The organism is Paraburkholderia sp. GAS448, assembly GCF_050435685.1.
In the GTDB taxonomy this organism is placed as follows: Bacteria; Pseudomonadota; Gammaproteobacteria; order Burkholderiales; family Burkholderiaceae; genus Paraburkholderia.
In genome coordinates, this window is the sequence record NZ_JBNDKT010000010.1 from 240,822 (window position 1) to 265,921 (window position 25,100).

Consider the following 25,100-nt stretch of genomic DNA (forward strand, 5'->3'; position numbering starts at 1 on the left):
GGACGCGCGAGCCGTGCCCCGCAAGCCTGGCGGCTGCACGGCCGCGCTTGGGAAAACCCTGAGATTATAGCGCAGCGGATGTTTTCCCGCACTGCACACAAGCGCCCGGACGATTAGGCGAGCACATCGCTCTGGCCATGACAGCGGTATGACAGGCCTTTTGGCCGACTCGTCAAACCCGGCAAAATCCTTTATGCTGCATTGAGTTACCACAAACGACGGCGGCGCCGTCCGGCACTTCTGCCGGGTGAGACCGCCGTATTTGTTTTATGACCGCCAAGAAAATTCGCCACTATCTGCAGTTCAAGGACTTCTCGCTGGACGACTACGAGTACGTGCTGGAACGCGCGCGCATTTTGAAGCGAAAGTTCAAGAACTACGAGACCTATCACCCGCTCCACGACCGCACGCTCGCGATGATCTTCGAGAAGAACTCGACGCGCACGCGCCTTTCGTTCGAAGCAGGCATCTTCCAGCTCGGCGGCCATGCCGTGTTCATGAGCACGCGCGACACACAACTGGGTCGCGGCGAGCCGATCGAAGATGCCGCGCAGGTGATCTCGCGGATGGTCGACATCATCATGATCCGCACGTTCGGCCAGGACATCCTGCAACGTTTCGCCGACAACTCGCGCGTGCCGGTCATCAACGGCCTGACGAACGAATACCACCCCTGCCAGGTGCTGGCCGACATCTTTACGTACTTCGAGCATCGCGGGCCGATCCGCGGCAAGACGGTCGCGTGGGTCGGTGACGCGAACAATATGCTGTACACCTGGATCGAAGCGGCACACATCCTCGGTTTCAAGCTGCGTCTGTCGACACCGGCCGGCTACAAGCTCGACCATGCGCTCGTCGCGCCCGAAAGCGCGCCATTCTGGCAGGAATTCGACGATCCCCATGAAGCCTGCGAAGGTGCCGATCTCGTCACGACGGACGTGTGGACCAGCATGGGTTTCGAAGCCGAAAACGAGGCGCGCAAAAAAGCCTTTGCCGACTGGTGCGTCGACGCCGACATGATGGCGCGCGCCAACCCGGACGCCCTGTTCATGCACTGTCTGCCCGCCCATCGTGGCGAAGAAGTGAGCGCAGAAGTGATCGACGGGCCGCAGAGCGTCGTATGGGACGAAGCGGAAAACCGTCTGCACGTGCAAAAGGCGCTGATGGAATACCTGCTCCTCGGCAAGCTGAATCACTGAGCAGTATCGGCCGCGACGGACGGTAACGGGTCACCGCCAGGGTGGCGCCGGTTACCTGCATGTCACACATCCTGCGAGCCGCGGCCACCTGCGCAGCGGCTCGTCAGTTCAGCCGCCGCGCTACCCAAAAACGCGGATCACCCGGCGATTTAGTGTCAAAATAGCGTTTTTACGCGCTCCGGAGTGTCCGGCGCGCCCCTCTTTTTTGTCCCTGTTTCCCAGCTACGAGTTCACCATGAGCGATATCAAGAAAGTCGTGCTCGCCTATTCGGGCGGCCTCGACACCTCCGTCATCCTGAAATGGTTGCAGGACAACTACGACGCCGAAGTCGTCACGTTCACGGCCGATATCGGCCAGGGCGAAGAGCTGGAGCCGGCGCGCAAGAAAGCACTGCAACTCGGCATCAAGCAGGACAACATCTTCATCGAAGACCTGCGCGAAGAATTCGTGCGCGACTTCGTGTTCCCGATGTTCCGTGCGAACACGATCTACGAAGGCGAATACCTGCTGGGCACGTCGATCGCGCGTCCGCTGATCGCGAAGCGCCAGATCGAGATTGCCCGCGCAACCGGCGCGCAGGCCGTGTCGCACGGCGCGACCGGCAAGGGCAACGACCAGGTCCGCTTCGAACTCGGCTACTACGCGCTCGAACCGGGCATCAAGGTGATCGCTCCGTGGCGCGAATGGGATCTGCTGTCGCGTGAAAAGCTGCTCGCTTACGCCGAGAAGGCTGGCATTCCGATCGAAATGAAGCACAAGCAGGGCGGCGCGCCGTACTCGATGGACGCGAACCTGTTGCACATCTCGTTCGAAGGCCGTCACCTCGAAGACCCGAAGGCGGAAGCCGAACCCGACATGTGGCGCTGGACGGTTTCGCCCGAAGAAGCGCCGGATCAGGCGGAATACCTCGACATCGAATACGAGCACGGCGACCCGGTCGCGCTCAATGGCAAGCGCCTGTCGCCGGCCGAAATGCTGACCGAGCTGAACCGTCTCGGCGGCAAGCACGGCATCGGCCGTCTGGATCTGGTCGAAAACCGCTACGTCGGCATGAAGTCGCGCGGCTGCTATGAAACGCCGGGCGGCACCATCATGCTAAAGGCGCACCGTGGCATGGAGTCGATCACGCTCGACCGCGAAGTCGCTCACCTGAAGGACGACCTGATGGCGCGCTATGCGTCCCTCATTTACAACGGCTACTGGTGGAGCCCGGAGCGTCGTGCCATCCAGGTGCTGATCGACCATACGCAGGAAAAGGTCAACGGCTGGACGCGCGTGAAGCTGTACAAGGGCAGCGTGTCCGTGGTGGCGCGCGACTCGAAGGAAACGCTGTTCGACAAGACCATCGCGACCTTCGACGACGACGGCGGCGCATACAACCAGGCCGACGCCGGTGGCTTCATCAAGCTGAATGCGCTTCGTATGCGGATCGCTGAAAACGCACGTCGCCAGCGTAGCTGAGCATTGGACTGACTGATTGCGCGCAAGGCTTTTCGCGCGCGCAACGACATTTGCAAAAAAGGCGCCGGGAGTGATCCCGGCGCCTTTTTCTCATTGTGTCGCCGCCAAACTGCCCTCAGCCAAAGCTACCAGCCGTTCACAGGCAATCGGGCTCCGCATCAAGCTCGACGCCAAACCGCCGAATAACGTCGCTCTGGATCGCCCGCGCCAGCGTCAGAATCTCGGCGCCCGTTGCGCCCCCGCGATTCACCAGCACCAGCGCCTGCCGGTCGTGAACGGCCGCCGCGCCCATCGCTCGCCCCTTCCAGCCGCACCGGTCGATGAGCCAGCCAGCTGCGAGCTTCACGCGTCCATCCGGCTGCCGGTACGACACCAGGTCCGGCTCGCGCTGCTGCAACGCTTCGAAATGCGCTGCATCGATGACCGGATTCTTGAAAAAGCTGCCCGCATTGCCCAGTTCGAGCGGATCGGGCAGCTTTGCGCGCCGCACGGCGACGACGGCATCGAAGATCGCCTGCGCAGTCGGTGACGCGTCACCAAAACCATCGGCAGCGAGTTCGCGCGCAATGTCGGCGTAGCCGGCGCGTGGCGCCCACATTTTCGGCAGCCGGAACGTCACCGACGTAATCACGAAACGGTCGCGCCCTTCCCGTTTGAAGAAACTGTCGCGATAGCCGAAGCGGCAGGCTTTTGCATCGAGTTCGACGACATCGCCCGTTGCCAGCTCGACCGCCCGCAGCGACGCGAAGCGCTCGCACATTTCAAGGCCGTACGCGCCGATGTTCTGGATGGGCGCCGCGCCGACCGTTCCCGGAATCAGCGCCAGGTTCTCGAGTCCGGGCAGGCCCTGTGCAAGCGTCCACTCGACGAATTCATGCCAGTTCTCTCCGGCCGCCGCCTCCACATACCATGCGTCATCGTCCTCGCGCGCGAGACGCCGGCCGTGCAGCGCAACGAGCAGCACGAGCCCGTCGAAATCGCGCGTCAGCACGACATTGCTGCCTCCGCCCAGTACGAGCCGCGGCAAGCCCGCCGAACGGGGATCGTCGACCGCAGCGACGATCTGCGCCTCATGTTCGATGCGGCACGCGAGGCGCGCACGCACATCGAAGCCAAAGGTGTTGTGCGCCTTGAGCGGAAAACTGGACAGAAACGAAACGGCAGCGGCTTGGGACATCAGGATGTTGGGATCGTCAGGATCTCGGGGATCTTCAGGGCCACGCTGCGCGGCGTTGCGCGGCGGCCTTGGGCAAATGGGAAAGGCGTCGGTAAAATGACAGCCGGTTCGTGATTATAGCGAGTGCGTCACGCGCGGCCGTCCGGCTGTGCCAGCCACCGCGCACTATTGGGAGAATGCAATGCCATCGTTTGACGTTGTCAGCGAAGCCAACATGATCGAAGTCAAGAACGCCATCGAGCAATCCAACAAGGAAATTTCGACCCGCTTCGACTTCAAGGGCTCGGATGCCCGCGTCGAGCAGAAGGAGCGCGAACTCACCGCCTACGCCGACGACGACTTCAAGCTCACCCAGGTCAAGGACGTGCTGCTGTCCAAAATGGCGAAGCGCAACGTGGACGTACGCTTCCTCGACTATGGCAAGATCGAGAAGATCGGCGGCGACAAGGTCAAGCAGATCATCACCGTGAAGAAAGGTGTCTCGGGCGACCTCGCGAAGAAGATCGTCAAGCTCGTGAAGGACAGCAAGATCAAGGTCCAGGCGAGCATTCAGGGCGACGCGGTTCGCGTGACGGGCACCAAGCGCGACGATTTGCAAAGCGCCATCGCGATGCTGCGCAAGGACGTGACCGACACGCCGCTCGACTTCAACAACTTCCGCGACTGAGCGGATGGGGCGTCATGCCATCTGACATGGCGCCCCGCTTCGAAAGGTCAACGTGGCTTGCCCGTCGGCGGCGCGTTGCGCTTCTTCTCGCCGATCCGGCTTTCCTTACCCTCGATCAGCTTTCCGATGTTCGCCCGATGGCGCCAGATCAACAGCGCGCTCATCGCGAGCACAGCCAGCCCAATGATGTTCGGACCGAACAGGAACACGTCGAAGAGCGGCGCGAACACGGCGGCCACGAGCGCCGCCAGCGACGAATAGCGGAAGAAGAACGCGATGATGAGCCACGTCAGCAGCGTCGCGATGCCCAGCACCGGATGGATTGCAAGCAGCACGCCCGCGGCGGTCGCCACGCCCTTGCCGCCCTTGAAGCGGAAGAACACCGGATACAGATGGCCGAGGAACACCGCAATCGCGGCGAGGGCGATCGCCGAATCATCGAGGCCATAGTGGGGGCCGAAGTGGCTGACGAGCCACACCGCGAGCCACCCTTTGAATGCATCGCCGAGCAGCGTGAGGATCGCGGCGGTCTTGTTGCCGCTGCGCAGGACGTTGGTCGCGCCAGGATTCTTCGAGCCGTATGAACGCGGGTCGGCGAGCCCCATCGTGGCGCTCACGATCACGGCAAACGACACCGAGCCGATCAGGTAGGCCGCGACGGCGACAATCAGGTTTTCCATGCTGTGGACTCTTCTTGTAATGTGCCGGAAAGGCTAGTGGGTGACGAAACTGGAAACCACCGATACAGCACGACCAGAACGGCGCACATTCTACCGAACACGATCATCTCGCACGACCCGGCCGGCTCAATCGACGCTCGCGCACTGCACGGGCTTCGCGTCGAGCAGCTCGGTCAGCACCTTCGGCGCGATGCTCACCAGAAAGCCGCGCCGGCCGCCATTCAGCCAGATCTGATCGAGCTCGAGTATCGTCGACTCGACATACACCGGCATCGCCTTGCGCGTGCCGAACGGCGACGTGCCGCCGATCAGGTAACCCGAATGCCGGCTCGCGACCTCGGGCTTGCACGGCTCGACGCGTTTCGCGCCGATTCTACGGGCCAGGTTCTTCGTCGACACAGTGCGGTCGCCGTGCATCAGCACGATCAAGGGCCTGGCATGCTCGTCTTCCATCACGAGCGTCTTGACGACATGATGTTCGTCCACACCCAGCTGGCGCGCCGATTCGGCCGTGCCGCCGTGGTCGACGTAGTCGTATGGATGTTCGCCGAAGGCGACGCCGTGGCGGCGCAGAAACTGCGTCGCGGGGGTTTCGGAAACGTGTCTCGATTTGCTCATCGGCGCATTGTAAATGCCTCGCCACATGACGGGTATTTGCCCAATCCTCAATTGTGTGTGGCCGTCGATTGTGGCACGATCGTTCGAAAATATCCCGTCGCCGGAGTCCCCGGCGCATCAAGGAGACAGCATTGTCCGCCGATCCCACCCTCCCAGGTCAGCGCGTATTCGACGCATCCGGCATCCCTGCCCTGCTCGCTTCGCTGCCGGCACGGATTGCCGACATTCCTGTCCGGGCTGCAGCGCGCGACCCACAGCGCATCTCGTTGATCGAAGACACCCGGCAGCTCACCCGCCAGCAATTCGTGGACGCCATCGACGCCACTGCCGCGCAACTACGCGAATGGGGCGTGCGCGCGGGCGACCGCGTGATGATCGTCGCCGAGAACAGTATCGTGCAGATCGTGCTGCTGTTTGCCACAGCCAGACTCGACGCGTGGTCGCTTGTATCGAACGCCAGGCTCTCTGCGGGCGAACTCGAAGCCATCCGCGCGCACGCGCAGCCGCGCGTGGTCGCCTATGCGGTCGACGCGTCGCCCGATGCGCTGCAGCACGCGCAACGTCATGGCGCGCAACCCGCACCGGCATTGGCGTCGGGAATCGACATCGGTGGATGGTCGTGGACGTCCGACAGCACGGTGAGCGCCGAGCCCGTCGAAGCCGCCAGCGAAAAACAATGCGCGGCGCTGATTTACACCACCGGTACGACAGGCACGCCGAAGGGGGTGATGCTGTCGCACCGCAACCTGATGTTCATCGCGACGATCTCCAGCACGCTGCGCCGTGTGGGTCCGGAGGATGTCGTGTATGCGGTTCTGCCTGTTTCGCACGTGTATGGCCTCGCCTCGGTGTGCCTCGGCAGCCTGCACGCAGGCGCGACGTTGCGGCTCGCGTCGCGCTTCTCGCCCGAAGCAGTGCGTCGCGCACTCGCCGAAGAGCGTGTGTCGATCTTCCAGGGTGTGCCCGCCATGCACGCCAGGCTGCTCGAATATCTGCAGACACACGGACATGCATGGTCTGCGCCGCGACTGCGCTTCGCTTATTCAGGCGGCTCGCCACTCGACGCTGCGCTGAAAGCGCGTGTCGAAAGCGTGTACGGCGTGACATTGCACAACGGCTACGGCATGACCGAAAGCAGCCCGACCGTCTCGCAGACCCTGCTCGACGCACCGCGCACCGATGTTTCCGTCGGTCAGGTGATTCCGGGGGTTGAAGTGCGGTTCGTCTCGCTGGATGGTGTCGATGTCGCACAAGGCGAGATCGGCGAATTGTGGGTACGCGGGCCGAACGTGATGCTCGGTTATTACCGCAACCCGGAACAGACCCGGGCCACGGTCACCGCGGATGGCTGGCTGAAAACCGGCGACCTCGCGCGGCAGGAGTCCGATGGCGCGCTCAACATCGTCGGCCGCAGCAAGGAACTGATCATCCGTTCGGGCTTCAACGTCTATCCGGCGGAAGTCGAGCATGTGCTGAATGCGCACCCGCAAGTCGTGCAGTCCGCGGTGATTGGCCGCGCGGTCGAAGGCAATGAGGAAGTGGTGGCGTTCGTCGAACTTGCGGCTGGCGCGCAGGTGACGCCGGCTGAGCTGATCGGCTGGTGCAGCGGCCGCCTCGCACCGTACAAGCGGCCTGTCGAAGTGCGCGTGCTCGCGGCGCTGCCGGCGGCATCGACCGGCAAGATTCTCAAGCACCGACTGCGCGATCTGATTTGAGCAGGCGCGGGCGCTAAACGGTCGCCGCGCCGCGCCCCGACAGAATCATCCTCGCGGATGGTGGGTCGCGTGCAGCGACTTCAGCCGCTCGCGCGCGACGTGCGTGTATATCTGCGTCGTCGAGATATCCGTGTGACCGAGCAGCAACTGCACCACACGCAGGTCCGCGCCGTGATTCAGCAGATGCGTGGCGAACGCGTGCCGCAGCGTGTGCGGCGACAGCGGCGCGCGCACATCGGCCGCGGCGGCATGGCGCTTGATGATGTTCCAGAACTGCTGACGCGTCATGCCCTCCGCACGCGTGGTGACGAAGAGCGCGTCGCTCGCCCGTGCACCCAGCAACGCAGGCCGGGCTTCGCGCAGATAGCGTTCGATCCAGCCGTGCGCCTCCTCGCCGAACGGGATCAGCCGCTCTTTCGAGCCCTTCCCCATCACGCGCACCACGCCTTCGTTGAGCCCGACTTCCACCGTCTTCAACGTCACGAGTTCCGTGACGCGCAGCCCGCTCGCATACATCAGTTCCAGCATCGTGCGATCGCGCAGCCCGAGCGGTGTGTCGATATCCGGCGCGCCGAGCAATGCTTCGACCTGCGCCTCGGTCAACGTCGTCGGAAAGCGCGGCGGCTGCTTCGCCGAGCGGATGCGCAGCGTCGGGTCCACGGTTGCGCGATGTTCACGCACGGACCACGCGTAATAACGTCTGAACACGGACAGACGCCGGTTCGCCGAAGTCGACTTGTCCTTCTGCCGCACTGCGCTGTAGGTGTTGAGATCCGCTTCGCTCGCCGTATCGAGCGAGGTGTCGCGCTTCTTCGCGAGCCATTCGGCAAAGAGCCGCAGATCGCGGCGATACGCATCGAGCGTGTTGCGCGACAGCCCGTGTTCGAGCCACAGCGCGTCGCAAAACGCATCGATCGACGCGTTGCTCGTCATGAAGAGCGGCGACTGCAACGCGCCAGGCGCTTCGTCGATGACGGTCTCGGAGATGCCGGTCGTGCTGCTCATGCGTAGGGAACACCTTCGTGTGCGAGGAGCCAGCGCTTGACCTTGCGGAAGTAGCCGTCGTCGTCGTGATTCGCAAAGCCGCCGATCCCGCCCGATGCCACCACGCGATGGCACGGAATCACCAGCGGGAAATAATTCGCGCCGCACGCCTGGCCAACCGCGCGCGGTGCACTGCCGACCTGTTTCGCGACCTGCCCGTACGTCAGCACGATGCCCGGCGGAATGTCGCTGATAGCCTGCCAGACGCGTCGCTGAAATGCACTGCCGACATTGGCGAGCGGCAGGTCGAAGGTTGCCGACGCACGCTCGAAATAGCGCTCGATCTGCTCAACGGCCTCCTTCGCGAGCGGCGTATCGGGCGCGACGCTGCGTATCGAATCAGGCAGATAGACGATCTCGCGCACGGCGTCGGCTTCGATACGGATGCCGACCTTGCCGAACGGCGCATCGATTACTGCGTTGAACATCATTGCCTCCTTTTCGGCGCGGCATCCGGTGTGTTGAACATGCGTCACCTGTCTTCCAGAACGCAACGCAGGGCACGGACGAGGAACGCAGCCGGAACCCCGCTACTTTACGCTGCCTCGAGCGCCCATTCCACGTGCTCGCGAACCAGCGCGGACGCGTCGTCGATACGCGAGCGCAATGCTTCGACGATGTCGGCTCGCGCCGCAACCGACAGGCTCGCACGATCCGCACGCAGCGCATTGCCCATGCCGACCGCCAGATTGCGCAGCCAGCACTCATAGCCAATGCGACGGATCGCGCTGCCCTGCATCCGCGTGTCGAACTCGCTGGCGGTCCAGCCGAACAGTTCGACAAGCGTCGCGCGATCGAGCCCGTGCCGGACATCGAAATCCGCAACGGGCGCGGCCTGCGCGAACTTGTTCCACGGACAGACAAGCTGGCAATCGTCGCAGCCATACACACGATTGCCGATCAGCGGCCGCAAGTCCTGGGGAATACTGCCTTTCAGTTCGATCGTCAGGTAGGAGATGCAGCGCCGCGCGTCGACCTTGTACGGCTCGACGATCGCGCCCGTCGGACAGGCGCCGATACAGCGCGTACAACTGCCGCAATGCGCGCCGGCGGTTTCGGGCGCCTCTCCCGGCGCGATTTCAGCGTCGGTTGGCAGCGGAACGTCGACGTAGATCTCGCCGAGAAAAAACAGCGAGCCTGCGTCGCGCTGCAACAGCAACGTGTGCTTGCCACGCCAGCCGACACCCGCGTTCTGCGCCAGCTCGACTTCCAGCACCGGGGCCGAATCGGTGAACACGCGATAGCCGTATCCGCCGATCTCAGCTTCGATCTTTTCCGCGAGCTGCTGCAAGCGGTTACGCATCACCTTGTGGTAGTCGCGACCACGCGCGTAGATCGAGACAACCGCAGCGGACGGGTCCGCAAGCCGGCCGAGTTCAGCCTTGCGCCAGTCCTGCGGCATAGCCTGCGGGTCGCTTTCGTCGGCGTTTCCGGCAAGCGTCATGGCGGGCAAATAGGCCATTCGTGCGGTAATCACGCGTCGCGTGCCGGCCACAAGCTCGGCCGGCCGTGCACGTTTCATCCCGTGTTTGGCCATATAATCCATCTCGCCATGGCAGCCCGCTTCGAGCCACGCGGCGAGCCCCGCCTCGGCAGCTGTGAGGTCGGTGTCACTGATACCGATCGCACCGAAACCCAGTTCGCGGCCCCACGTTTTGATGCGCAAGGCGAGCGCGTTCAGCGCCGCTTCATCGAAATGACGCACGGCACGCGCATCGTCATCGGACGCAGGCGTGCAGGAAACGGGGTGGTCCGGACATCGGTTCATCACGCCATTTTACGAGAATGCCCGACAACCCCGTTCACGTGATCAAACCCGCCGCTGCCGTCCTGCTCGAACGCCACTTCGCGCTCGCGGACGAAGCCGCCACCAGTGCGTTCGGCGCGCGCTTCGCCGACGCCATCGATCACGTACGCCGGGCCGCATCGGAACCCGACGCCCGCAGCGAATTCCAGGGCTTGCAGGTGCAGTTGCTGGGCGACCTCGGCGCGGGCAAAACCACGCTCGTGCGCGCTACGTTGCGCGCCCTCGGACACACGGGTCGCGTGCGCAGCCCAACCTACACGCTGGTCGAACCCTACGCGGTCGAACGCCCCGATGGGGAACTCGAGCTGTACCACTTCGATCTCTATCGTTTTACCGATCCGGCCGAATGGGCCGATGCAGGCTTTCGCGAATACTTCGACAGCGGAGCGATCTGCCTTGTCGAATGGGCGGAACGCGCGGGCACCCTGCTCGGCATACCGGATCTCGTCTTCTCGCTCGATGTGGAGGGCGATGGACGCCTTCTCGTCGCGCGCGCATACAGCGAATCAGGAAAGGCATGTCTCGAAAGATGTTGATCAAACCGTTCCGCTCGATCGAGTCAGCGGCCACCGCGACGCATAACTGGAGGCGCCGGCAGATCCTGCGCGCGGGCGCGTCGACGCTCGTGCTCGGGCTCGTCGCGCCGCGCCTCGCACGGGCGAGTTCGGTGCTCGGCGTGCGCGTCTGGCCCGCACGCGACTACACGCGCGTGACGATCGAATCGGACCAGCCGCTGCAAAACGCACAGCAACTTTTGCAGGGCCCCGACCGGCTGGTGGTCGATCTGACCGGTCTCGATCTCGATCAGGCCCTGCGCGATCTCGTCTCGAAGATCACGCCGAATGATCCGCAGATTCAGGCCGTGCGGGTCGGGCAGTATCAGCCGCACGTCGTGCGGATGGTGTTCGACCTGAAGGGTTCGGTGAAGCCGCAGGTGTTCACCTTGCCGCCCGTCGGCGCATATAAATACCGCCTCGTGTTCGATCTTTATCCGGCTGTGGCTCCGGATCCGCTGATGGATCTCCTCGCGCAGACCGAGCGCAAGGAACAGAAGCTCAACGAAAACAACGCGCCGCCCGTGACGCTTTCGGGCCCCACATCGCCGCCGCCGGGCGACAACAGCGACGCGTTCTTCGAGCGTTACGCGCAGAACAGCGCGCCATCGTCGCCGGATGTGCCGCGACCACCCGCGCGAGTTATGCCAAACCCGACGCCGACGCCGCCGCCGCCGCCGCGCCCGACAGTCAAACCCGCGCCGCCGACCGCCATCGCCCGCAACGACGACGACGGCGCCGATGCCACCGACGATACGTACAAGTTCACAGCGCCGAAATCCGGCCGAGGCAACACGGTCCGCCTCCTGACGGTCGCCATCGACCCGGGCCATGGCGGCGAAGACCCGGGCGCGATCGGCGGCGGCGGCACGTATGAAAAGCACATCGCACTCGACGTCGCGAAGAAGCTGCGCGCAAAGATCGACGCCCAGCCGAACATGCGCGCGATGATGACCCGCGACGCCGACTTCTTCGTGCCGCTCAACGTCCGCGTGCAGAAAGCGCGGCGCGTGGGGGCCGACCTCTTCGTATCGGTCCATGCCGACGCGTTCACCGATCCGTCCGCACGCGGCTCGTCGGTGTTCGCCCTGTCGGAGCACGGCGCGTCGAGCGCAGCGGCGCAATGGATGGCGAACAAGGAAAACTCGTCTGACCAGATCGGCGGCATCAACATCAAGACCGCCGACGCAAGCGTGAACCGCGCACTGTTCGATATGTCGACCACCGCGCAGATCCGCGATTCGATGCGTTACGGCAACTTCGTGCTGAAGGAGATCGGCGACATCAACAAGCTGCACAAGGGCTCGGTCGAACAGGCGGGGTTTGCAGTGCTGAAAGCGCCCGATATTCCGTCGATCCTCGTCGAGACCGCGTTCATCAGCAACCCCGACGAAGAAAAACGTCTCAACGACGACGCCTATCGCGACCGGATGGCCGACGCGATTCTCACTGGCATCAAGCGTTACTTCGCGGCGAATCCGCCGCTTGCGAAGAACCGGATGACGTAATGCGCTGGTCGTCTTGCCATGTAAAAGCGGCCGCTCGATGCGGCCGCTTTTACGTCAGGGGCGCGACAGGCGCGCGTCCCGATTCTGCCGGATTTTCCGGTCAGCGCGCCGACGCAGCACGTTGCACGACCCATCCGCCGAATACGTTCACAGCGAGTCCTGCCATCACGAGCACCGCACCGGCAATCTGCGCGGTCGACAGATGCTCGTCGAGAAAGAGCGATGCGGAGGCCAGCCCGACAATCGGCACGAGCAGCGAAAACGGCGCAACCTGGCTTGCCGGATAACGCGACAGCAGACGGCTCCAGAGGCTGTAGCCCAGAAGCGTTGCGATAAACGCGAGATAGACGATCGCGAAGATCGACGATCCGCCGATGCCGGTCAGCGCCGCGGCTATCCGTTGCGGACCTTCGACGAAGTAAGACAGGACGAGAAACGGCAGCGGCGGAATCAGGCTCGCCCACACTACGAGGCCGACCAGATCGACCTTGCCGATCTTCTTGGTGACGATATTGCCGAGCGCCCACGAGACCGCCGCGCACAGCGTGAGGACAAAGCCGGCAAGCGTCATCACGTGACCGCCCTCCAGACCGATCACCGCGAGGCCACCCGCCGCGATCAACAAACCGATGACGTTCTGCGCGCGAAAACGCTCATGGAGAAACATGACCGCGAAGAGCAGCGTAAAAAACGCCTGCGCCTGCAGCACCAGCGAAGCGAGGCCCGCCGGCATCCCGACATACATCGCGGTAAAGAGAAAAGCGAACTGGCCGAACGAAATGGTCGCGCCATAGGCCAGCAGCCAGCGCCACGGCAGTTGCGGACGTTTGACGAAGAACACGGCAGGAATCGCGGCCAGCAGAAAGCGCAAGGCGCCGAGCAGCATCGGCGGCACGCCGTGCAGGCCGACCTTGATGACGACAAAGTTCACACCCCACGCAGCGACCACCACCAGCGCCAGCAGCAGATCCCTCGGCGACATTCTTCGCCTCCTCTCTTTCACGAAGATCCAAGTTTAGCGGAGCGCCCGCCGGAAAGTCGCAGGTCCTCTGCGGGATACTTGTCCAGACTTGCGCTTCTTTGCGAGCACCGCTGGCCGGGCCCTGGTTCACCTGACCAGCCGCCCACCTCGCGCGAGCGTTAAAATGACCTGTCCCCTCAACCGCGGCAGCCAGGAGCCTTACCCATGTCCTCCCCGATCAAGGCGGTTCTCAAGCCTCATTTGCGCGACGTCGGCAGTCTTACCGTGCGGCGTGTGCTGCCGGCGATGGCGGCGCGCCTCATCGGACCGTTCATCTTCTTCGACCATATGGGTCCGGCGATACTCGCGCCAGGTGTGGGCCTCGATGTCCGCCCGCATCCGCACATCGGCCTTGCGACCGTCACCTATCTGTTCGAAGGCGCGATCATGCACCGCGACAGTCTCGGGTCCGAGCAGAAGATCGTTCCCGGCGACGTGAACTGGATGACCGCCGGCCGCGGCATCGTGCATTCGGAACGCACGCCAAGCGAGGACCGCGGCCGAGGCCTGGCCATGCACGGCATCCAGACCTGGGTCGCGCTGCCGCTCGCGCATGAAGACGACGAGCCGTCTTTCGAACATCACGCGGCGGCGACGCTGCCGGAGATCGAGCGCCACGGCGTCACGCTACGCGTGATCGCAGGCACGGCCTTCGGCCAGACCGCGCCGACCACGACCTTCTCGGGCACGCTCTACGTCGCCGCCCACTTTGCGCCGGGCAGTTCGTTCGCGCTCGAGCCGGAACACGACGAGCGCGGCGCGTATCTGGTCGAAGGCGATCTGGCGATCGACGGCGAAGCGCTCGAAGCCGGCCTGATGGCCGTGCTGACGCCCGGCGAAACCGTCACGCTCGCGAGCACGAAGGGGGCGACCGTCATGCTGCTGGGCGGCGAGAAGATCGACGGTGAACGCTTTATCGAATGGAATTTCGTGGCCAGTTCGCGTGAAAAGATCGAACGCGCCAAGGTTCTATGGACGAACCAGCAGATGGGCAAGGTGCCGGGCGAAACGGAATGGATTCCGTTGCCAGAGCGCAAGCCACAGTGAATGGCGCATTGAATTCGGGGCGCGAGCCCCCATTTGATGCACAGACAGTTTTTCCGACGAGGATGCAATGGACACCACTCTGGCCACTTTCGAAAAAGACGTCATCGAAGGTTCGACGCTCGCTCCAGTGCTGATCGATTTCTGGGCGCCGTGGTGCGGCCCGTGCAAAACGCTCGGCCCGATGCTCGAAAAGCTCGAAGCCGAGTACGAGGGCAAATGGAAGCTCGTGAAGGTGAACGTCGATGAAAATCAGGAACTCGCCGCCCACTTCCAGGTGCGCAGCATTCCGCATGTGATCGCCTTTGCGGACGGCCGCCCGGTCGACCAGTTCGTCGGCGTGCTGCCGGAAGGCCAGTTGCGCGAGTTTCTCGACCGCCTGGTGCCGGACTCCGCCGAAGCCGAACGCGGCAATGCACAGATCGCGATCGCCGAAGGTCGTTTCGACGATGCCTTCGATCATCTGAAGGCAGCACTCGCGTTCGATCCGGGTTACGAAGAGGCACGTCTGGACCTGATCGAACTGTTGCTGAATCAAAACCGCTTCGACGAAGCACGCAACGAAGTCGACCTGCTATCGGCGAAAACCACGCAAGACATCGACCCGCGCTTTAACGCAATCAAGACGCGGCTCGATGCGGTCGATGCAGCAGCCGACCTGCCGCCCACCGACGCGCTGGAGGCGAAAGTCGCGGCGAATCCGGATGATCTGGAAGCGCGCTTCGATCTCGCCAGCGCCTTCATCGCGCGGCGCAAATACGCTGACGCGCTGGAGCATCTGCTCGCGATCGTGCATCGCGACCGCTCGTTCCGCGAGGACATCGGCCGCAAAACGATGCTGTCGGTGTTCGATCTGGCGGCACATCAACCGGAGCTGGTGGCGCAGTGGCGGCGCAAGCTCAGCGCGGCGCTGAATTGAGCGCGTCAGTGTGAGCAACACGGTTTGAGCAACAAACAGAAACGCGGCCTGCTGGCCGCGTTTCTGTTTTCAGCCCGGATGGAGCACCCGGCAGGCGCTCACCTGGCGCTCACCTGGCGCTTACCTGGCGCTCACCTGGCGCTCATCTGCCGTTGCCCTGCTGCGCCAGTACACGCAGCACGTGCGCCACCGCTGCGAACCCGAAGCTCGCCGTCACGCACACGCTCGAACCGAAGCCCGCACAGTTCAGCCCCACCGGTCCGGTATGCCCCGGCGACGTCGTGACGTGTTCGGCTTCCTCGTCGATATCGCACACAGCCGCTTCCGGATAGATAAGCGGCTCGTCGGAATAGACTGCACTCACCTTGAATTTCGCCTTCGGGCCGCGCGGAAAACCGTGCTGCTTGCGCAACTGCGCGCGCACCTTCGAGAGCAGCGGGTCCTGGATCGTCAGCGCCAGATCGTCGATGCGGATACGCGTCGGATCGAGCTGACCGCCCGCGCCGCCGACCGTGATCAGCGGCAACCTCTGTTCGACACACCACGCGATCAAGGCGGTCTTCGTACGCACGCTGTCGATCGCATCGATCACGTAGTCGAAGCCGCCGCCACCCAGTACCGAAGCGAAATTGTCCGGCTCGATGAAATCTTCGACGAGGCGCACATCGCACAGCGGATCGATCAATCTGATCCGCTCGGCCATCGCCTCGACTTTCGGCTTGCCGTAGTTGCCGTCGAGCGCGTGAATCTGCCGATTCGTGTTGCTTTCAGCGACGTTGTCGAGGTCGATCAACGTCAGCTTGCCGATTGCGCTGCGCGCGAGCGCCTCGGCCGCCCACGAACCCACACCACCGATACCGATGACAGCAACGTGCGCCCGCTCGAACGCTTCGAGCGCCGGTGCGCCGTACAGCCTCGCGATGCCGCCGAAACGGCGCGCACGGTCGGCGATTTCATTCCCGCCGGGGCTGGTAGTAAGATCGGAAAATGCACCGGTATGCGCGGTGCTGCTAGGCGTGGACATGGCGACGAACTCGTTGGGAGCAGGCTGGCTTGCGAAGCCCGTATTTTGCCTGATCGCGGGCGAGTGAGCCGGGCACCCGCCCAAAGCTTCAGACGCGACTACGTTGATCCGTCACAACGCAGAAAATCCGTTCCTTCGCTATACTGGCCTTACTGTAGCGTTCGCATAAGAACATGACGACACTTGCCGAACTTCGCAAAAACTATTCGCTCGGTTCGCTCGACGAAGCCGATGTCGACCGCAACCCGATCCGGCAGTTCAAGACATGGTTCGCGCAGGCACTCGACGCCCAGTTGCCCGAGCCGAACACCATGACGCTGGCTACGGTCGATGGCCGTGGCCGGCCTTCGGCACGCATTGTGCTAATCAAGGGCGTCGACGAACGCGGCTTCACCTTCTTCACTAACTACGACAGCCGAAAAGGCCGCGAACTCGCGGAGAACCCGCACGCCGCCCTGCTTTTCTACTGGATCGAACTCGAGCGCCAGGTGCGTATCGAGGGCGTCGTTGCAAAGACAGGCGCCGACGAAAGCGACGCCTATTTTGCGTCGCGTCCGGTGGATTCGCGCATCGGCGCCTGGGCGTCCGAACAAAGTCAGGTAATTGAAAGCCGCGCCGTGCTCGAAGCGCGCGAACGCGAATTCAGCGAACGATTCGGCGCTGAGCCGCCGCGTCCGCCGAACTGGGGCGGCTACCGGCTCGTGCCGGACGCCATCGAATTCTGGCAAGGCCGGCCGTCGCGACTGCACGACCGCCTGCGGTATACGCGCACAGCCAACGGCGACTGGCAGATCGCCCGGCTGTCGCCTTAACTCTATATACGGCGCCCGGTGCGCGGACGTCCTGCCGGACGGCCGCGTCGACCGGCGGGATCGCGCGCGGCCATCGAGGCTTTGGAGTAACGCCACGGCGCGCCGCTATCCAGAAAGGCTTTGCTTTGATTTCATTGGACACGGAGAAATCACATGTTCTGGGAGAAGAAGCTGGCGCAGTGGGTAGAAGAGGTAAGAAGCAAGGCCAACCTGCCTGCACGTCTCGTGCTGTGGGATGGCCAGCAACACGACTTCGGGCAGTTTGCCGCGCCCCAGGTCACGCTGCACGTCAAGAGTGCGACGGCGCTGCCGTATCTGCTCGAACCGAGCCTCGACAATCTGGGCGAGGCGTACGTGAAGGGCAAGATCGACATCGAAGGCAAGCTGTCGGACATCATCAATGTCAGCTATTCGCTGGCACGCAACACCGTCACGAGTGCCGGCAAGCTCGCGCGTGTACGACGCTACTTCAATCACACGAAAACGTCGGACAGGAAGGCGATCCAGTATCACTACGATGTCTCGAACGAGTTCTACCGGCTGTGGCTCGACGACAACATGGTGTACTCGTGCGCGTACTTCGAGAACGGCGATGAAGACCTCGCCACCGCGCAGATCAAGAAAATCGACCACATCCTCACCAAGATCCAGGTGCAGCCCGGTCAGCGCCTGCTCGACATCGGCTGCGGCTGGGGTGCGCTCGTGCTGCGTGCCGCGCAGAAATTCGGCGCGCAGTGCGTCGGCGTGACGCTGTCGCAGAACCAGTTCGATCTCGCCACGGCGCGCGTCAAGGCGGCCGGTCTGGAGGACAGGATCGAAATCCGCCTGCAGGACTATCGCGACGTCGAAGGCCAGTTCGATCGCATCACGAGCGTCGGGATGTTCGAGCACGTCGGGCGCAAGAATCTGCCTGGCTACTTCCAGAAGATCCACGATCTGCTCGCCGACGACGGCGTGGCGATGAACCACGGCATTACGTCGACCGATTACGACAGCGGCGAGACGGCGCTCGGCGGTGGCGAATTCATCGACCGCTATGTGTTCCCGGACGGCGAGCTGCCCCATATCAGCCTCGCCCTCGAGGCGATGCAACGCGGCGGCCTGGAAGCGGTTGACGTCGAAAGCCTGCGGCGGCACTATGCGCGCACGCTCGATATCTGGGCTGAGAATTTCGAAATGCACGCCCAGGCCGCGCGCAAGCTGGTCGACGACGAGAAATTCCGAATCTGGCGCGTGTATCTTGCGGGCTGCGCGTACGCGTTCGAGAACGACGACGTGTCGATCTATCAGATCGTCTGCCGCAAGGCGGGCCGCAGCGCGAGGACCTTGCCGTGGTCGCGGCGATACATGTACAACGGCCGCAGTGATCCGTTGGTGGCGTGACACTGGGCCGGCGAGGCGGGCGGCATCGCCGCCGCAGGCGCTTCGGTCTGGTGTCACAACAGCAATCGGATACGGGAATCGATGGAAGAAGGCCAGCACGGCGCAGTCGCGCAACAGCTTCAGGCAAACGAAGGGGAAGACGAGGCGCCGCAGCTCGATCTGTTCGGGATGCCGATGGCGGCACCTGCATCCGATTCGCCAGGTGCGTCAGTCCGCGCGGCGACTTCGCCGACCAGACCGTCTTCGCGCGAAGCAGCAAGCGCTTTGGCTTCTTCACCGCTCTGGCGCGAAGAGGTTGCCCTCACCGCGACGCCGGCACCGGCTTCTCCCCATGCTGAAAAACCGAAGCACCGCGCGCGCGACGTCGTCGCCGCCATTCCTTCTGCAGATGTGCTCGCTGTAGCTGACGCCCTGCCGCCGCAGGTTCATCTCGGCGCCTCGTCGTGGTCGTTTCCCGGCTGGAACGGGATCGTCTACGGTGACGACTACAGCAACAGCAAGCTCTCGCGCGACGGGCTCGCGGCCTACGGTTCGCATCCGCTGCTGCGCACCGTGAGTATCGACCGGTCGTTCTACGCACCCTTGACGCTCGCCGACTACCTGCGCTATGCCCGTCAGGTGCCGGACCATTTCCGCTTTATCGTGAAGGCGCCGCAGTCGGTCACCGACGCAACCGTGCGGGCCGAACGCGGCGAACCGGTCTCACTGAACCCGTGTTTTCAGAATGCACAGATCGCGATCGACGACTTCGTGCGTCCCTGTCTCGACGGCCTGGGCGCCAGGGCCGGCGCGCTGGTGTTCCAGTTTTCGCCGCTGCCCGACGAGATGATGGCCGAGCCAGCGATTTTCATCGACCGCCTGAGCGCCTTTCTCGCGGCGCTGCCGCGGCTGCCGGAGGGCGGCGCGTGCTACGCGGTCGAAATCCGCGACGCCTGTCTGCTGACACCGCGTTTCATCCGCGCGTTGCGCGCGGCAGGCGTCCGTTACTGCGTGGGAATTCATGCGCGGATGCCGGATCCGCTGCGTCAGGCAGCCGCGCTCGCGTTGCTGGATGGCGAGCCGGCCGGTCCGCTGATCGTGCGCTGGAGCCTGCACGGCGGCTTCAAATATGAGCAGGCGAAGGCGAAATACGAGCCGTTCGACCGTCTCGTCGATGAAGATCCGACGACCCGCGCCGCGCTTGCCGAACTGGCGGCCCGCTACGCGCTGGCTGGCTGGCCGGTGCTGATCGCCGCGAACAACAAGGCGGAGGGTTCAGCGCCGCTGACCTGCGTGAAACTCGGCGAGGCGATCGTCGAGGCCTGCACCCGTTTGCGCGAAGAAAGCGCCTGACCGCAGGCTGCGCGCCCCGGCGAGCGGGCGGTCGACCATGACCGGTCGAACGCCCGCCGGGGGCGACGCAGCGCCGCCAGCCATCATGCGGCCTTAGCCCGCCTTGATCCGGTGCGCGAACTTCTGACGGAATTTCGCGACCTTCGGCGCAACGACGAATGAGCAATAACCCTGATCCGGATGCTGCGCGAAATAGTTCTGGTGATACGCCTCAGCCGGCCAGTAGTTACCGTCGAGCGGCAGCACCTGGGTCACGATCTGCCCGTCGTAGATGCCTTGCGCGGCGATCTCGCGGATGGCCTGTTCCGCCGTCTCGCGCTGCGCGTCCGAATGCGTGAAGATCGCCGACCGGTACTGCGTGCCGACGTCGTTGCCCTGGCGGTTCACCTGGGTCGGATCGTGGATCGCAAAGAAAATATCCAGGATTTCGCGGTAGCTGATCCGCGACGGATCGAAGTCCACCTTGACGACTTCCGCGTGACCGGTTTCACCATCGCAGACCTGCTCGTAAGTCGGGTGATCGACCTGGCCGCCCGCGTAGCCCGACTCGACGGCGTTCACGCCGTCGACGCCCAGAAACACGGCTTCAAGACACCAGAAACATCCGCCGCCGAGGGTGGCGGTTTCACTTGCCTGACTCATTGATCGCTCCTTGCTTGTTTGCTGCGCCGCACGCGCTTCTCAATCAGACCCGATCGGAACCGGTGAATCGTTTTTAGCTTAGCGGCTTTTGCGTGCGCCGGCAGGGGTTCGCGGCTGGCCCGCCCGCGGTTCCGTTAGAATTGGGGCAATTCGCCGATTTTCTACATGACCTTCGATTCAATTCTTCCCGCCAAGCCGCGATGCCCCACCGCCCGGCCGGCATCCGGAGCCTCCGTTCAATGAAGAAGCGTGCCAGCCCGCCCAATTTCGACCAGGTGGCGTTCAAGCTCGCACTCAGCCAGTTTGCGACCGGCGTCACCGTAATCACGACGCGCGCGGCGTCCGGCCAGCTGATCGGCATCACCGCCAGTTCGTTCAATTCGGTGTCGCTTGCGCCGCCGCTCGTGCTGTGGAGTCTCGCGACGCGCTCGGCGTCGATGCCCGTGTTCCAGGCAAACAGTCACTATGTGGTGAACGTGCTCGCGACGTCGCAGCTGGAACTTTGCAAACGCTTCGCGACAGTGAAGGGCGACCGCTTCGAAGGCGTGTCGCATGCGGCCGGCGATTCGGGCATGCCAGTGCTGGACGGAGCACTTGCCTGGTTCGAGTGCCACAATCGCAGCCGCTACGAAGAAGGCGATCACGTGATTTTCGTCGGCGAGGTCGAGCGTTGCGGCGTCCACGAGCAGGCTGGCGAGACCGCGCCGCTGGTGTTCCAGAACGGTCAGTTCCACGGGTTGAAGCCGCTCTGAGCGGCTTTCATCCCTGCGTCCAGTCCTGCTTCACCCCTACTTCGCGGCCGCCCCGGCTACCAGTTCCACCGGCACGCCCGAATCTTCCTTGAGCGTCTGCAGAACGATGTTCGAGCGGATGTCCATCACGCCGGGCGCCTTGTAAAGCCGGCTCAGCACGAAATCCGAATAGTGCTTGAGGTTGTGCGCCAGCACGCGCAGCACGTAGTGGCTTTCGCCCGTCACGACGAACGCGCCGACCACCTCCGGCCAGTCTCGCACCGCCGACGCGAAGCGCTCGTGCCAATTTTCCTGATCGTTGCGCATGGAGACCTGCACGAACGCCTCCAGCTCGAAACCCAGTACTTCACGGTTCAGGCACGCCCGGTAGCGTTCGATGACGCCCTGCTCCTCCAGCAACCGCAGCCTTCGCAGACAAGCCGAAGGCGAGAGCGAAATCCGTTCTGCCAGATCGAGATTGCTGATCCGTCCCTCATGCTGAAGCACCGCCAGGATACGGCAATCGGTGGCGTCGAGCGAGATCGCGTTCATTTTCGGTCTCCCTTTCCCATTTGCCTCAAATTATGTTCCAGGAGAGGCCAAAGAAGGTGATTTTTTCGCAATCACATTTCGCGGCACCCCGCCTATCATTTGAAGAATGGACACACAACACCACTCCGGGATGACAGGACTTTGGGACATCACCCCGCCGGTCGACACCGCCACGCCTGTCTGGCCGGGCGATACGCCGGTCGGCATCGAGCGCGTCTGGCGTATGGAAGCCGGCTCGCCGGTGAATGTTGCGCGAATCACACTATCGCCCCACACCGGCGCCCATACCGACGCGCCGCTTCACTACGATGCCGACGGCGCCGCCATCGGCAAGGTGCCGCTCGATGCGTACCTTGGACGCTGCCGGGTGATCCACTGCGTCGGCGCGTCGCCTCTGGTGACACCCGGGCACGTCGCCGCCGCGCTCGACAGCACCCTTCCGCCGCGCGTGCTGCTGCGGACCTACGAACGCGCGCCCACCGCCACATGGGACAGCGCGTTCTGCGCGGTCGCGCCGGAAACAATCGATCTGCTCGCGGCGCACGGCGTCCGGCTGATCGGTATCGATACGCCGTCGCTCGATCCGCAGGAATCGAAGACGATGGCCGCCCACCAGCGGATTCGCGCCCATCGCATGGCGATACTCGAAGGCATCGTGCTGGACGAAGTCGCCGCCGGCGACTACGAACTGATCGCGCTGCCCCTCAGGTTCACCACGCTCGACGCGAGCCCGGTGCGTGCCGTGCTGCGCGCCTTGCCGACCTGAACCTGAATCTGATCCTGAACCTGGCCGACCCAGGCCTCACCCGCCCAACCATGCCTGTACCTGAATGGACCACCATGAATACCCGTGAAGAAGCTGTAGCGCTCGACCGCGCCGACCCGCTTGCTCCGCTGCGCGATCAGTTCGCGCTCTCGCCGTCGACCATCTATCTCGACGGCAATTCGCTCGGCGTGCCGCCGGCGGCTGCCGCACAACGCGCGCAGACAGTCATCGCCGCAGAATGGGGCGAAGGACTGATCCGCAGCTGGAACAGCGCCGGCTGGTTCGCGCTGCCGCGCCGCCTCGGCAACAAGCTCGCGCCGCTGATCGGCGCGGCGCACAACGAAGTGGTCGTCACCGACACGATCTCGATCAATCTCTTCAAGCTGCTGTCCGCCGCGTTGAAGCTGCAGAACCAGCGCGATCCGAAGCGGCGCGTGATCGTGTCGGAGCGCTCGAATTTCCCGAGCGATCTGTACATCGCGCAGGGCCTCATCGAACAGCTCGATCGCGGCTACGAATTGCGCCTCATCGACGACCCGTCGGAACTGCCGGCCGCGCTCGGCCCGGATACGGCCATTGCAATGATCACGCACGTGAACTACCGCACCGGCTACATGCACGACATGACGGCGCTCACGAAGCTGATCCATGAGACAGGCGCGCTTGCGCTGTGGGACCTTGCGCATTCGGCGGGCGCCGTGCCGGTCGATCTGAACGGCGCCGGGGCCGACTATGCGGTCGGCTGCACGTACAAGTATCTGAACGGCGGCCCGGGCTCACCGGCCTTCGTGTGGGTGCCTCATCGCCACCAGAATGAATTTTCGCAGCCGCTGTCGGGCTGGTGGGGCCATCGCGCGCCGTTCGAGATGAACCCGACGTACGAGCCGGATGAAGGCGTCGGCCGCTATCTGTGCGGCACGCAGCCGATGGTGTCGATGGCGCTCGTTGAATCCGGGCTCGATGTATTTCTGCAGACCGACATGCAGGCGGTCCGCCGGAAATCGCTCGCGCTCACCGATCTGTTCATCGAACTGGTCGAGTCGCGTTGCAGCGAATTCCCGCTGACGCTCGTGACACCGCGCAAGCACAGCGAGCGCGGCTCGCATGCGAGCTTCGAGCATCCGCACGGTTTTGAAGTGATGCAGGCGCTGATCGCGGGTGGCGTGATCGGCGACTATCGCGAGCCACATGTGCTGCGTTTTGGCCTCACGCCGCTCTATACGCGCTTCGTCGATGTGTGGGACGCCGTCGAAACGTTGCGCGACGTCCTCGCCCACGAGACGTGGCGTGCACCCGAATTCGCCGCACGCGGCGCAGTGACGTAAGGAGCCCGCGATGACCGATCACATGCAACGGCCTGATGACGAACCGGCACGCGGGTGCCCATTCGGCCACGGCGCCGCCGTGGGTACGCATGCGGCGGCCGCCGCCGGCGCGCACGCGCCGCATGTGCCCGGAGGCGGAGACGGCTGGCACGACGCGCAGCTCGACTTCTCGGAGTCGATGAGCTATGGCGACTATCTGTCGCTCGGTTCGATCCTCTCGGCACAGCATCCGCTCTCGCCCGATCACAATGAGATGCTCTTCATCATCCAGCATCAGACCAGCGAACTATGGATGAAGCTCGGGCTGTACGAACTGCGCGCCGCGCTGGCCGCTGTCTGTCGCGACGACCTGCCGCCCGCATTCAAGATGCTGGCGCGCCTGTCGCGCATTCTCGAACAACTGGTGCAGGCGTGGAGCGTGCTCGCGACCATGACCCCGTCCGAATACACCGCAATGCGGCCCTACCTGGGCGCTTCATCGGGCTTCCAGTCGTACCAGTACCGGCAACTGGAGTTCCTGCTCGGCAACAAGAACGAACAGATGCTGAAGCCCCATGCGCATCGGCCCGATGTCCTTGCGGAAGTGCGCGCGACGCTCGAAGCGCCGTCGTTCTACGACGAGGTCATCCGCCTGCTCGCGCGGCGCGGCTTTGCGATTGCGCCGGAACGGCTGAACCGGGACTGGACCGGGCCGACCCAACACGACGCATCGGTCGAAGCGGCCTGGCTGGAGGTGTATCGCAATCCCTCGCAGCATTGGGAACTGTATGAAATGGCCGAAGAGCTTGTCGATCTCGAGGACGCGTTTCGCCAATGGCGTTTCCGGCATGTGACGACCGTCGAGCGGATCATCGGATTCAAGCAGGGCACCGGCGGCACGAGCGGCGCGCCGTATCTGCGGAAAATGCTGGACGTGGTGCTGTTTCCTGAGTTGTGGCACGTGCGTACGCTTCTCTAGACAGGGCACACGAACGGGTGATGTTCCATGCGGCGCGGGGGGGGGGGGGGGGGGGGCCCCCCCCCCCCCCCCCCGCCCCCCCCCCCCCCCCCCCCCCCCGGGGGGGGCCCCCCCCCCAGAGACACCCCCCCCCCCCCCCCCAAAAAAAAAAAAGGGGCCG

Annotated in this window: 25 protein-coding genes; 15 read left to right on the forward strand and 10 right to left on the reverse strand. The window is 63.9% G+C overall.

Annotated features, from left to right (window positions below):
* The first annotated feature begins 269 nt into the window (after positions 1-269).
* Both argF and P3T23_RS20425 read left to right on the forward strand, forming a co-directional pair.
* Positions 270-1,199 (forward strand): ornithine carbamoyltransferase, encoded by a 930-nt coding sequence (gene argF, locus P3T23_RS20420; protein WP_429317940.1) that lies wholly within the window; start codon positions 270-272, stop codon positions 1,197-1,199.
* A 235-nt stretch (positions 1,200-1,434) separates the two neighbouring features.
* Positions 1,435-2,661 carry an argininosuccinate synthase gene (locus P3T23_RS20425; RefSeq protein ID WP_429317941.1) on the forward strand — a complete coding sequence of 409 codons (1,227 nt, stop codon included), beginning with the start codon at positions 1,435-1,437 and terminating at the stop codon, positions 2,659-2,661.
* 136 nt (positions 2,662-2,797) lie between these two features.
* Here the strand turns inward: P3T23_RS20425 and murB are convergent, their stop codons facing one another.
* A complete protein-coding gene (gene murB / locus P3T23_RS20430; RefSeq protein ID WP_429317942.1) occupies positions 2,798-3,838 on the reverse strand; it encodes a UDP-N-acetylmuramate dehydrogenase in 1,041 nt (346 codons plus the stop codon).
* 181 nt (positions 3,839-4,019) lie between these two features.
* Between murB and P3T23_RS20435 the strand changes: the two genes are divergently transcribed.
* A complete protein-coding gene (locus P3T23_RS20435; protein WP_429317943.1) occupies positions 4,020-4,505 on the forward strand; it encodes a YajQ family cyclic di-GMP-binding protein in 486 nt (161 codons plus the stop codon).
* Between the two features lie 47 nt (positions 4,506-4,552).
* On the opposite strand, the gene plsY is transcribed toward P3T23_RS20435, so the two are convergent.
* Positions 4,553-5,185, reverse strand: coding sequence for a glycerol-3-phosphate 1-O-acyltransferase PlsY (plsY, locus tag P3T23_RS20440; RefSeq protein ID WP_429317944.1), 633 nt, complete (start codon positions 5,183-5,185; stop codon positions 4,553-4,555).
* Between the two features lie 126 nt (positions 5,186-5,311).
* On the reverse strand, positions 5,312-5,803 hold the full coding sequence (gene ybaK / locus P3T23_RS20445; RefSeq protein WP_429317945.1) for a Cys-tRNA(Pro) deacylase: 492 nt from the start codon (positions 5,801-5,803) through the stop codon (positions 5,312-5,314).
* Between the two features lie 131 nt (positions 5,804-5,934).
* Here ybaK and P3T23_RS20450 point away from each other — a divergent pair, with 131 nt between their 5' ends.
* The gene (locus P3T23_RS20450) at positions 5,935-7,518 is read left to right on the forward strand and encodes a class I adenylate-forming enzyme family protein (protein WP_429317946.1); all 1,584 of its coding nucleotides are present in this window, start codon (positions 5,935-5,937) and stop codon (positions 7,516-7,518) included.
* Between the two features lie 45 nt (positions 7,519-7,563).
* On the opposite strand, the gene xerD is transcribed toward P3T23_RS20450, so the two are convergent.
* The 3 genes from xerD to queG form a co-directional block, all read right to left on the reverse strand.
* Positions 7,564-8,451, reverse strand: coding sequence for a site-specific tyrosine recombinase XerD (gene xerD / locus P3T23_RS20455; protein ID WP_429317972.1), 888 nt, complete (start codon positions 8,449-8,451; stop codon positions 7,564-7,566).
* Between the two features lie 68 nt (positions 8,452-8,519).
* On the reverse strand, positions 8,520-8,990 hold the full coding sequence (locus P3T23_RS20460) for a methylated-DNA--[protein]-cysteine S-methyltransferase (RefSeq protein WP_429317947.1): 471 nt from the start codon (positions 8,988-8,990) through the stop codon (positions 8,520-8,522).
* A gap of 107 nt (positions 8,991-9,097) precedes the next feature.
* Positions 9,098-10,330, reverse strand: a complete 1,233-nt coding sequence (gene queG, locus P3T23_RS20465; RefSeq protein WP_429317948.1) for a tRNA epoxyqueuosine(34) reductase QueG — start codon at positions 10,328-10,330, stop codon at positions 9,098-9,100.
* Between the two features lie 17 nt (positions 10,331-10,347).
* Between queG and tsaE the strand changes: the two genes are divergently transcribed.
* The gene (gene tsaE / locus P3T23_RS20470) at positions 10,348-10,905 is read left to right on the forward strand and encodes a tRNA (adenosine(37)-N6)-threonylcarbamoyltransferase complex ATPase subunit type 1 TsaE (RefSeq protein ID WP_429317949.1); all 558 of its coding nucleotides are present in this window, start codon (positions 10,348-10,350) and stop codon (positions 10,903-10,905) included.
* The gene (locus tag P3T23_RS20475; protein WP_429317950.1) at positions 10,887-12,431 is read left to right on the forward strand and encodes an N-acetylmuramoyl-L-alanine amidase; all 1,545 of its coding nucleotides are present in this window, start codon (positions 10,887-10,889) and stop codon (positions 12,429-12,431) included. Before tsaE ends, P3T23_RS20475 begins: the two co-directional genes overlap by 19 nt.
* Positions 12,432-12,531: 100 nt before the next feature.
* Here the strand turns inward: P3T23_RS20475 and P3T23_RS20480 are convergent, their stop codons facing one another.
* Positions 12,532-13,413: an EamA family transporter gene (locus P3T23_RS20480; RefSeq protein WP_429317951.1), complete on the reverse strand. Its 882-nt coding sequence runs from the start codon at positions 13,411-13,413 to the stop codon at positions 12,532-12,534.
* A 204-nt stretch (positions 13,414-13,617) separates the two neighbouring features.
* On the opposite strand from P3T23_RS20480, the gene P3T23_RS20485 reads away from it, so the two are divergent.
* Positions 13,618-14,499 carry a pirin family protein gene (locus tag P3T23_RS20485; protein ID WP_429317952.1) on the forward strand — a complete coding sequence of 294 codons (882 nt, stop codon included), beginning with the start codon at positions 13,618-13,620 and terminating at the stop codon, positions 14,497-14,499.
* Between the two features lie 67 nt (positions 14,500-14,566).
* Positions 14,567-15,415, forward strand: coding sequence for a thioredoxin (trxA, locus tag P3T23_RS20490; protein ID WP_429317953.1), 849 nt, complete (start codon positions 14,567-14,569; stop codon positions 15,413-15,415).
* 142 nt (positions 15,416-15,557) lie between these two features.
* Here trxA and tcdA read toward each other — a convergent pair whose 3' ends face one another.
* Entirely contained in the window at positions 15,558-16,439 is an 882-nt protein-coding gene (gene tcdA / locus P3T23_RS20495) for a tRNA cyclic N6-threonylcarbamoyladenosine(37) synthase TcdA (protein WP_429317954.1), read from the reverse strand.
* Positions 16,440-16,612: 173 nt separating this feature from the next.
* Here tcdA and pdxH point away from each other — a divergent pair, with 173 nt between their 5' ends.
* From pdxH to P3T23_RS20510, 3 genes are all read left to right on the forward strand, one after another.
* On the forward strand, positions 16,613-17,251 hold the full coding sequence (gene pdxH / locus P3T23_RS20500; protein WP_429317955.1) for a pyridoxamine 5'-phosphate oxidase: 639 nt from the start codon (positions 16,613-16,615) through the stop codon (positions 17,249-17,251).
* Positions 17,252-17,404: 153 nt separating this feature from the next.
* A complete protein-coding gene (locus tag P3T23_RS20505; RefSeq protein ID WP_429317956.1) occupies positions 17,405-18,634 on the forward strand; it encodes a class I SAM-dependent methyltransferase in 1,230 nt (409 codons plus the stop codon).
* Positions 18,635-18,715: 81 nt separating this feature from the next.
* Positions 18,716-19,966 carry a DUF72 domain-containing protein gene (locus P3T23_RS20510; protein ID WP_429317957.1) on the forward strand — a complete coding sequence of 417 codons (1,251 nt, stop codon included), beginning with the start codon at positions 18,716-18,718 and terminating at the stop codon, positions 19,964-19,966.
* 93 nt (positions 19,967-20,059) lie between these two features.
* Here the strand turns inward: P3T23_RS20510 and msrA are convergent, their stop codons facing one another.
* Positions 20,060-20,608 (reverse strand): peptide-methionine (S)-S-oxide reductase MsrA, encoded by a 549-nt coding sequence (gene msrA / locus P3T23_RS20515; protein ID WP_429317958.1) that lies wholly within the window; start codon positions 20,606-20,608, stop codon positions 20,060-20,062.
* A 239-nt stretch (positions 20,609-20,847) separates the two neighbouring features.
* Here msrA and P3T23_RS20520 point away from each other — a divergent pair, with 239 nt between their 5' ends.
* Positions 20,848-21,360, forward strand: coding sequence for a flavin reductase family protein (locus tag P3T23_RS20520; RefSeq protein WP_429317959.1), 513 nt, complete (start codon positions 20,848-20,850; stop codon positions 21,358-21,360).
* 36 nt (positions 21,361-21,396) lie between these two features.
* Here P3T23_RS20520 and P3T23_RS20525 read toward each other — a convergent pair whose 3' ends face one another.
* A complete protein-coding gene (locus P3T23_RS20525) occupies positions 21,397-21,891 on the reverse strand; it encodes an Lrp/AsnC family transcriptional regulator (RefSeq protein ID WP_133661898.1) in 495 nt (164 codons plus the stop codon).
* Positions 21,892-22,021: 130 nt separating this feature from the next.
* Between P3T23_RS20525 and kynB the strand changes: the two genes are divergently transcribed.
* From kynB to kynA, 3 genes are all read left to right on the forward strand, one after another.
* A complete protein-coding gene (gene kynB / locus P3T23_RS20530) occupies positions 22,022-22,657 on the forward strand; it encodes an arylformamidase (RefSeq protein WP_429317973.1) in 636 nt (211 codons plus the stop codon).
* Between the two features lie 74 nt (positions 22,658-22,731).
* On the forward strand, positions 22,732-23,982 hold the full coding sequence (gene kynU / locus P3T23_RS20535) for a kynureninase (protein ID WP_429317960.1): 1,251 nt from the start codon (positions 22,732-22,734) through the stop codon (positions 23,980-23,982).
* Between the two features lie 10 nt (positions 23,983-23,992).
* Positions 23,993-24,940, forward strand: coding sequence for a tryptophan 2,3-dioxygenase (gene kynA / locus P3T23_RS20540; RefSeq protein WP_429317961.1), 948 nt, complete (start codon positions 23,993-23,995; stop codon positions 24,938-24,940).
* The last annotated feature ends 160 nt before the right edge of the window (positions 24,941-25,100 follow it).

Excerpts from the sequence above, each read along its gene's own strand:
- argF (WP_429317940.1), top strand. The coding sequence starts at position 270 with ATGACCGCCAAGAAAATTCGCCACTATCTGCAGTTCAAGGACTTCTCG.
- P3T23_RS20425 (WP_429317941.1), top strand. The coding sequence starts at position 1,435 with ATGAGCGATATCAAGAAAGTCGTGCTCGCCTATTCGGGCGGCCTCGAC.
- murB (WP_429317942.1), bottom strand. The coding sequence starts at position 3,838 with ATGTCCCAAGCCGCTGCCGTTTCGTTTCTGTCCAGTTTTCCGCTCAAG.
- P3T23_RS20435 (WP_429317943.1), top strand. The coding sequence starts at position 4,020 with ATGCCATCGTTTGACGTTGTCAGCGAAGCCAACATGATCGAAGTCAAG.
- plsY (WP_429317944.1), bottom strand. The coding sequence starts at position 5,185 with ATGGAAAACCTGATTGTCGCCGTCGCGGCCTACCTGATCGGCTCGGTG.
- ybaK (WP_429317945.1), bottom strand. The coding sequence starts at position 5,803 with ATGAGCAAATCGAGACACGTTTCCGAAACCCCCGCGACGCAGTTTCTG.
- xerD (WP_429317972.1), bottom strand. The coding sequence starts at position 8,451 with ATGACGAGCAACGCGTCGATCGATGCGTTTTGCGACGCGCTGTGGCTC.
- P3T23_RS20460 (WP_429317947.1), bottom strand. The coding sequence starts at position 8,990 with ATGTTCAACGCAGTAATCGATGCGCCGTTCGGCAAGGTCGGCATCCGT.
- queG (WP_429317948.1), bottom strand. The coding sequence starts at position 10,330 with ATGAACCGATGTCCGGACCACCCCGTTTCCTGCACGCCTGCGTCCGAT.
- tsaE (WP_429317949.1), top strand. The coding sequence starts at position 10,348 with ATGCCCGACAACCCCGTTCACGTGATCAAACCCGCCGCTGCCGTCCTG.
- P3T23_RS20475 (WP_429317950.1), top strand. The coding sequence starts at position 10,887 with ATGTCTCGAAAGATGTTGATCAAACCGTTCCGCTCGATCGAGTCAGCG.
- P3T23_RS20480 (WP_429317951.1), bottom strand. The coding sequence starts at position 13,413 with ATGTCGCCGAGGGATCTGCTGCTGGCGCTGGTGGTGGTCGCTGCGTGG.
- P3T23_RS20485 (WP_429317952.1), top strand. The coding sequence starts at position 13,618 with ATGTCCTCCCCGATCAAGGCGGTTCTCAAGCCTCATTTGCGCGACGTC.
- trxA (WP_429317953.1), top strand. The coding sequence starts at position 14,567 with ATGGACACCACTCTGGCCACTTTCGAAAAAGACGTCATCGAAGGTTCG.
- tcdA (WP_429317954.1), bottom strand. The coding sequence starts at position 16,439 with ATGTCCACGCCTAGCAGCACCGCGCATACCGGTGCATTTTCCGATCTT.
- pdxH (WP_429317955.1), top strand. The coding sequence starts at position 16,613 with ATGACGACACTTGCCGAACTTCGCAAAAACTATTCGCTCGGTTCGCTC.
- P3T23_RS20505 (WP_429317956.1), top strand. The coding sequence starts at position 17,405 with ATGTTCTGGGAGAAGAAGCTGGCGCAGTGGGTAGAAGAGGTAAGAAGC.
- P3T23_RS20510 (WP_429317957.1), top strand. The coding sequence starts at position 18,716 with ATGGAAGAAGGCCAGCACGGCGCAGTCGCGCAACAGCTTCAGGCAAAC.
- msrA (WP_429317958.1), bottom strand. The coding sequence starts at position 20,608 with ATGAGTCAGGCAAGTGAAACCGCCACCCTCGGCGGCGGATGTTTCTGG.
- P3T23_RS20520 (WP_429317959.1), top strand. The coding sequence starts at position 20,848 with ATGAAGAAGCGTGCCAGCCCGCCCAATTTCGACCAGGTGGCGTTCAAG.
- P3T23_RS20525 (WP_133661898.1), bottom strand. The coding sequence starts at position 21,891 with ATGAACGCGATCTCGCTCGACGCCACCGATTGCCGTATCCTGGCGGTG.
- kynB (WP_429317973.1), top strand. The coding sequence starts at position 22,022 with ATGACAGGACTTTGGGACATCACCCCGCCGGTCGACACCGCCACGCCT.
- kynU (WP_429317960.1), top strand. The coding sequence starts at position 22,732 with ATGAATACCCGTGAAGAAGCTGTAGCGCTCGACCGCGCCGACCCGCTT.
- kynA (WP_429317961.1), top strand. The coding sequence starts at position 23,993 with ATGACCGATCACATGCAACGGCCTGATGACGAACCGGCACGCGGGTGC.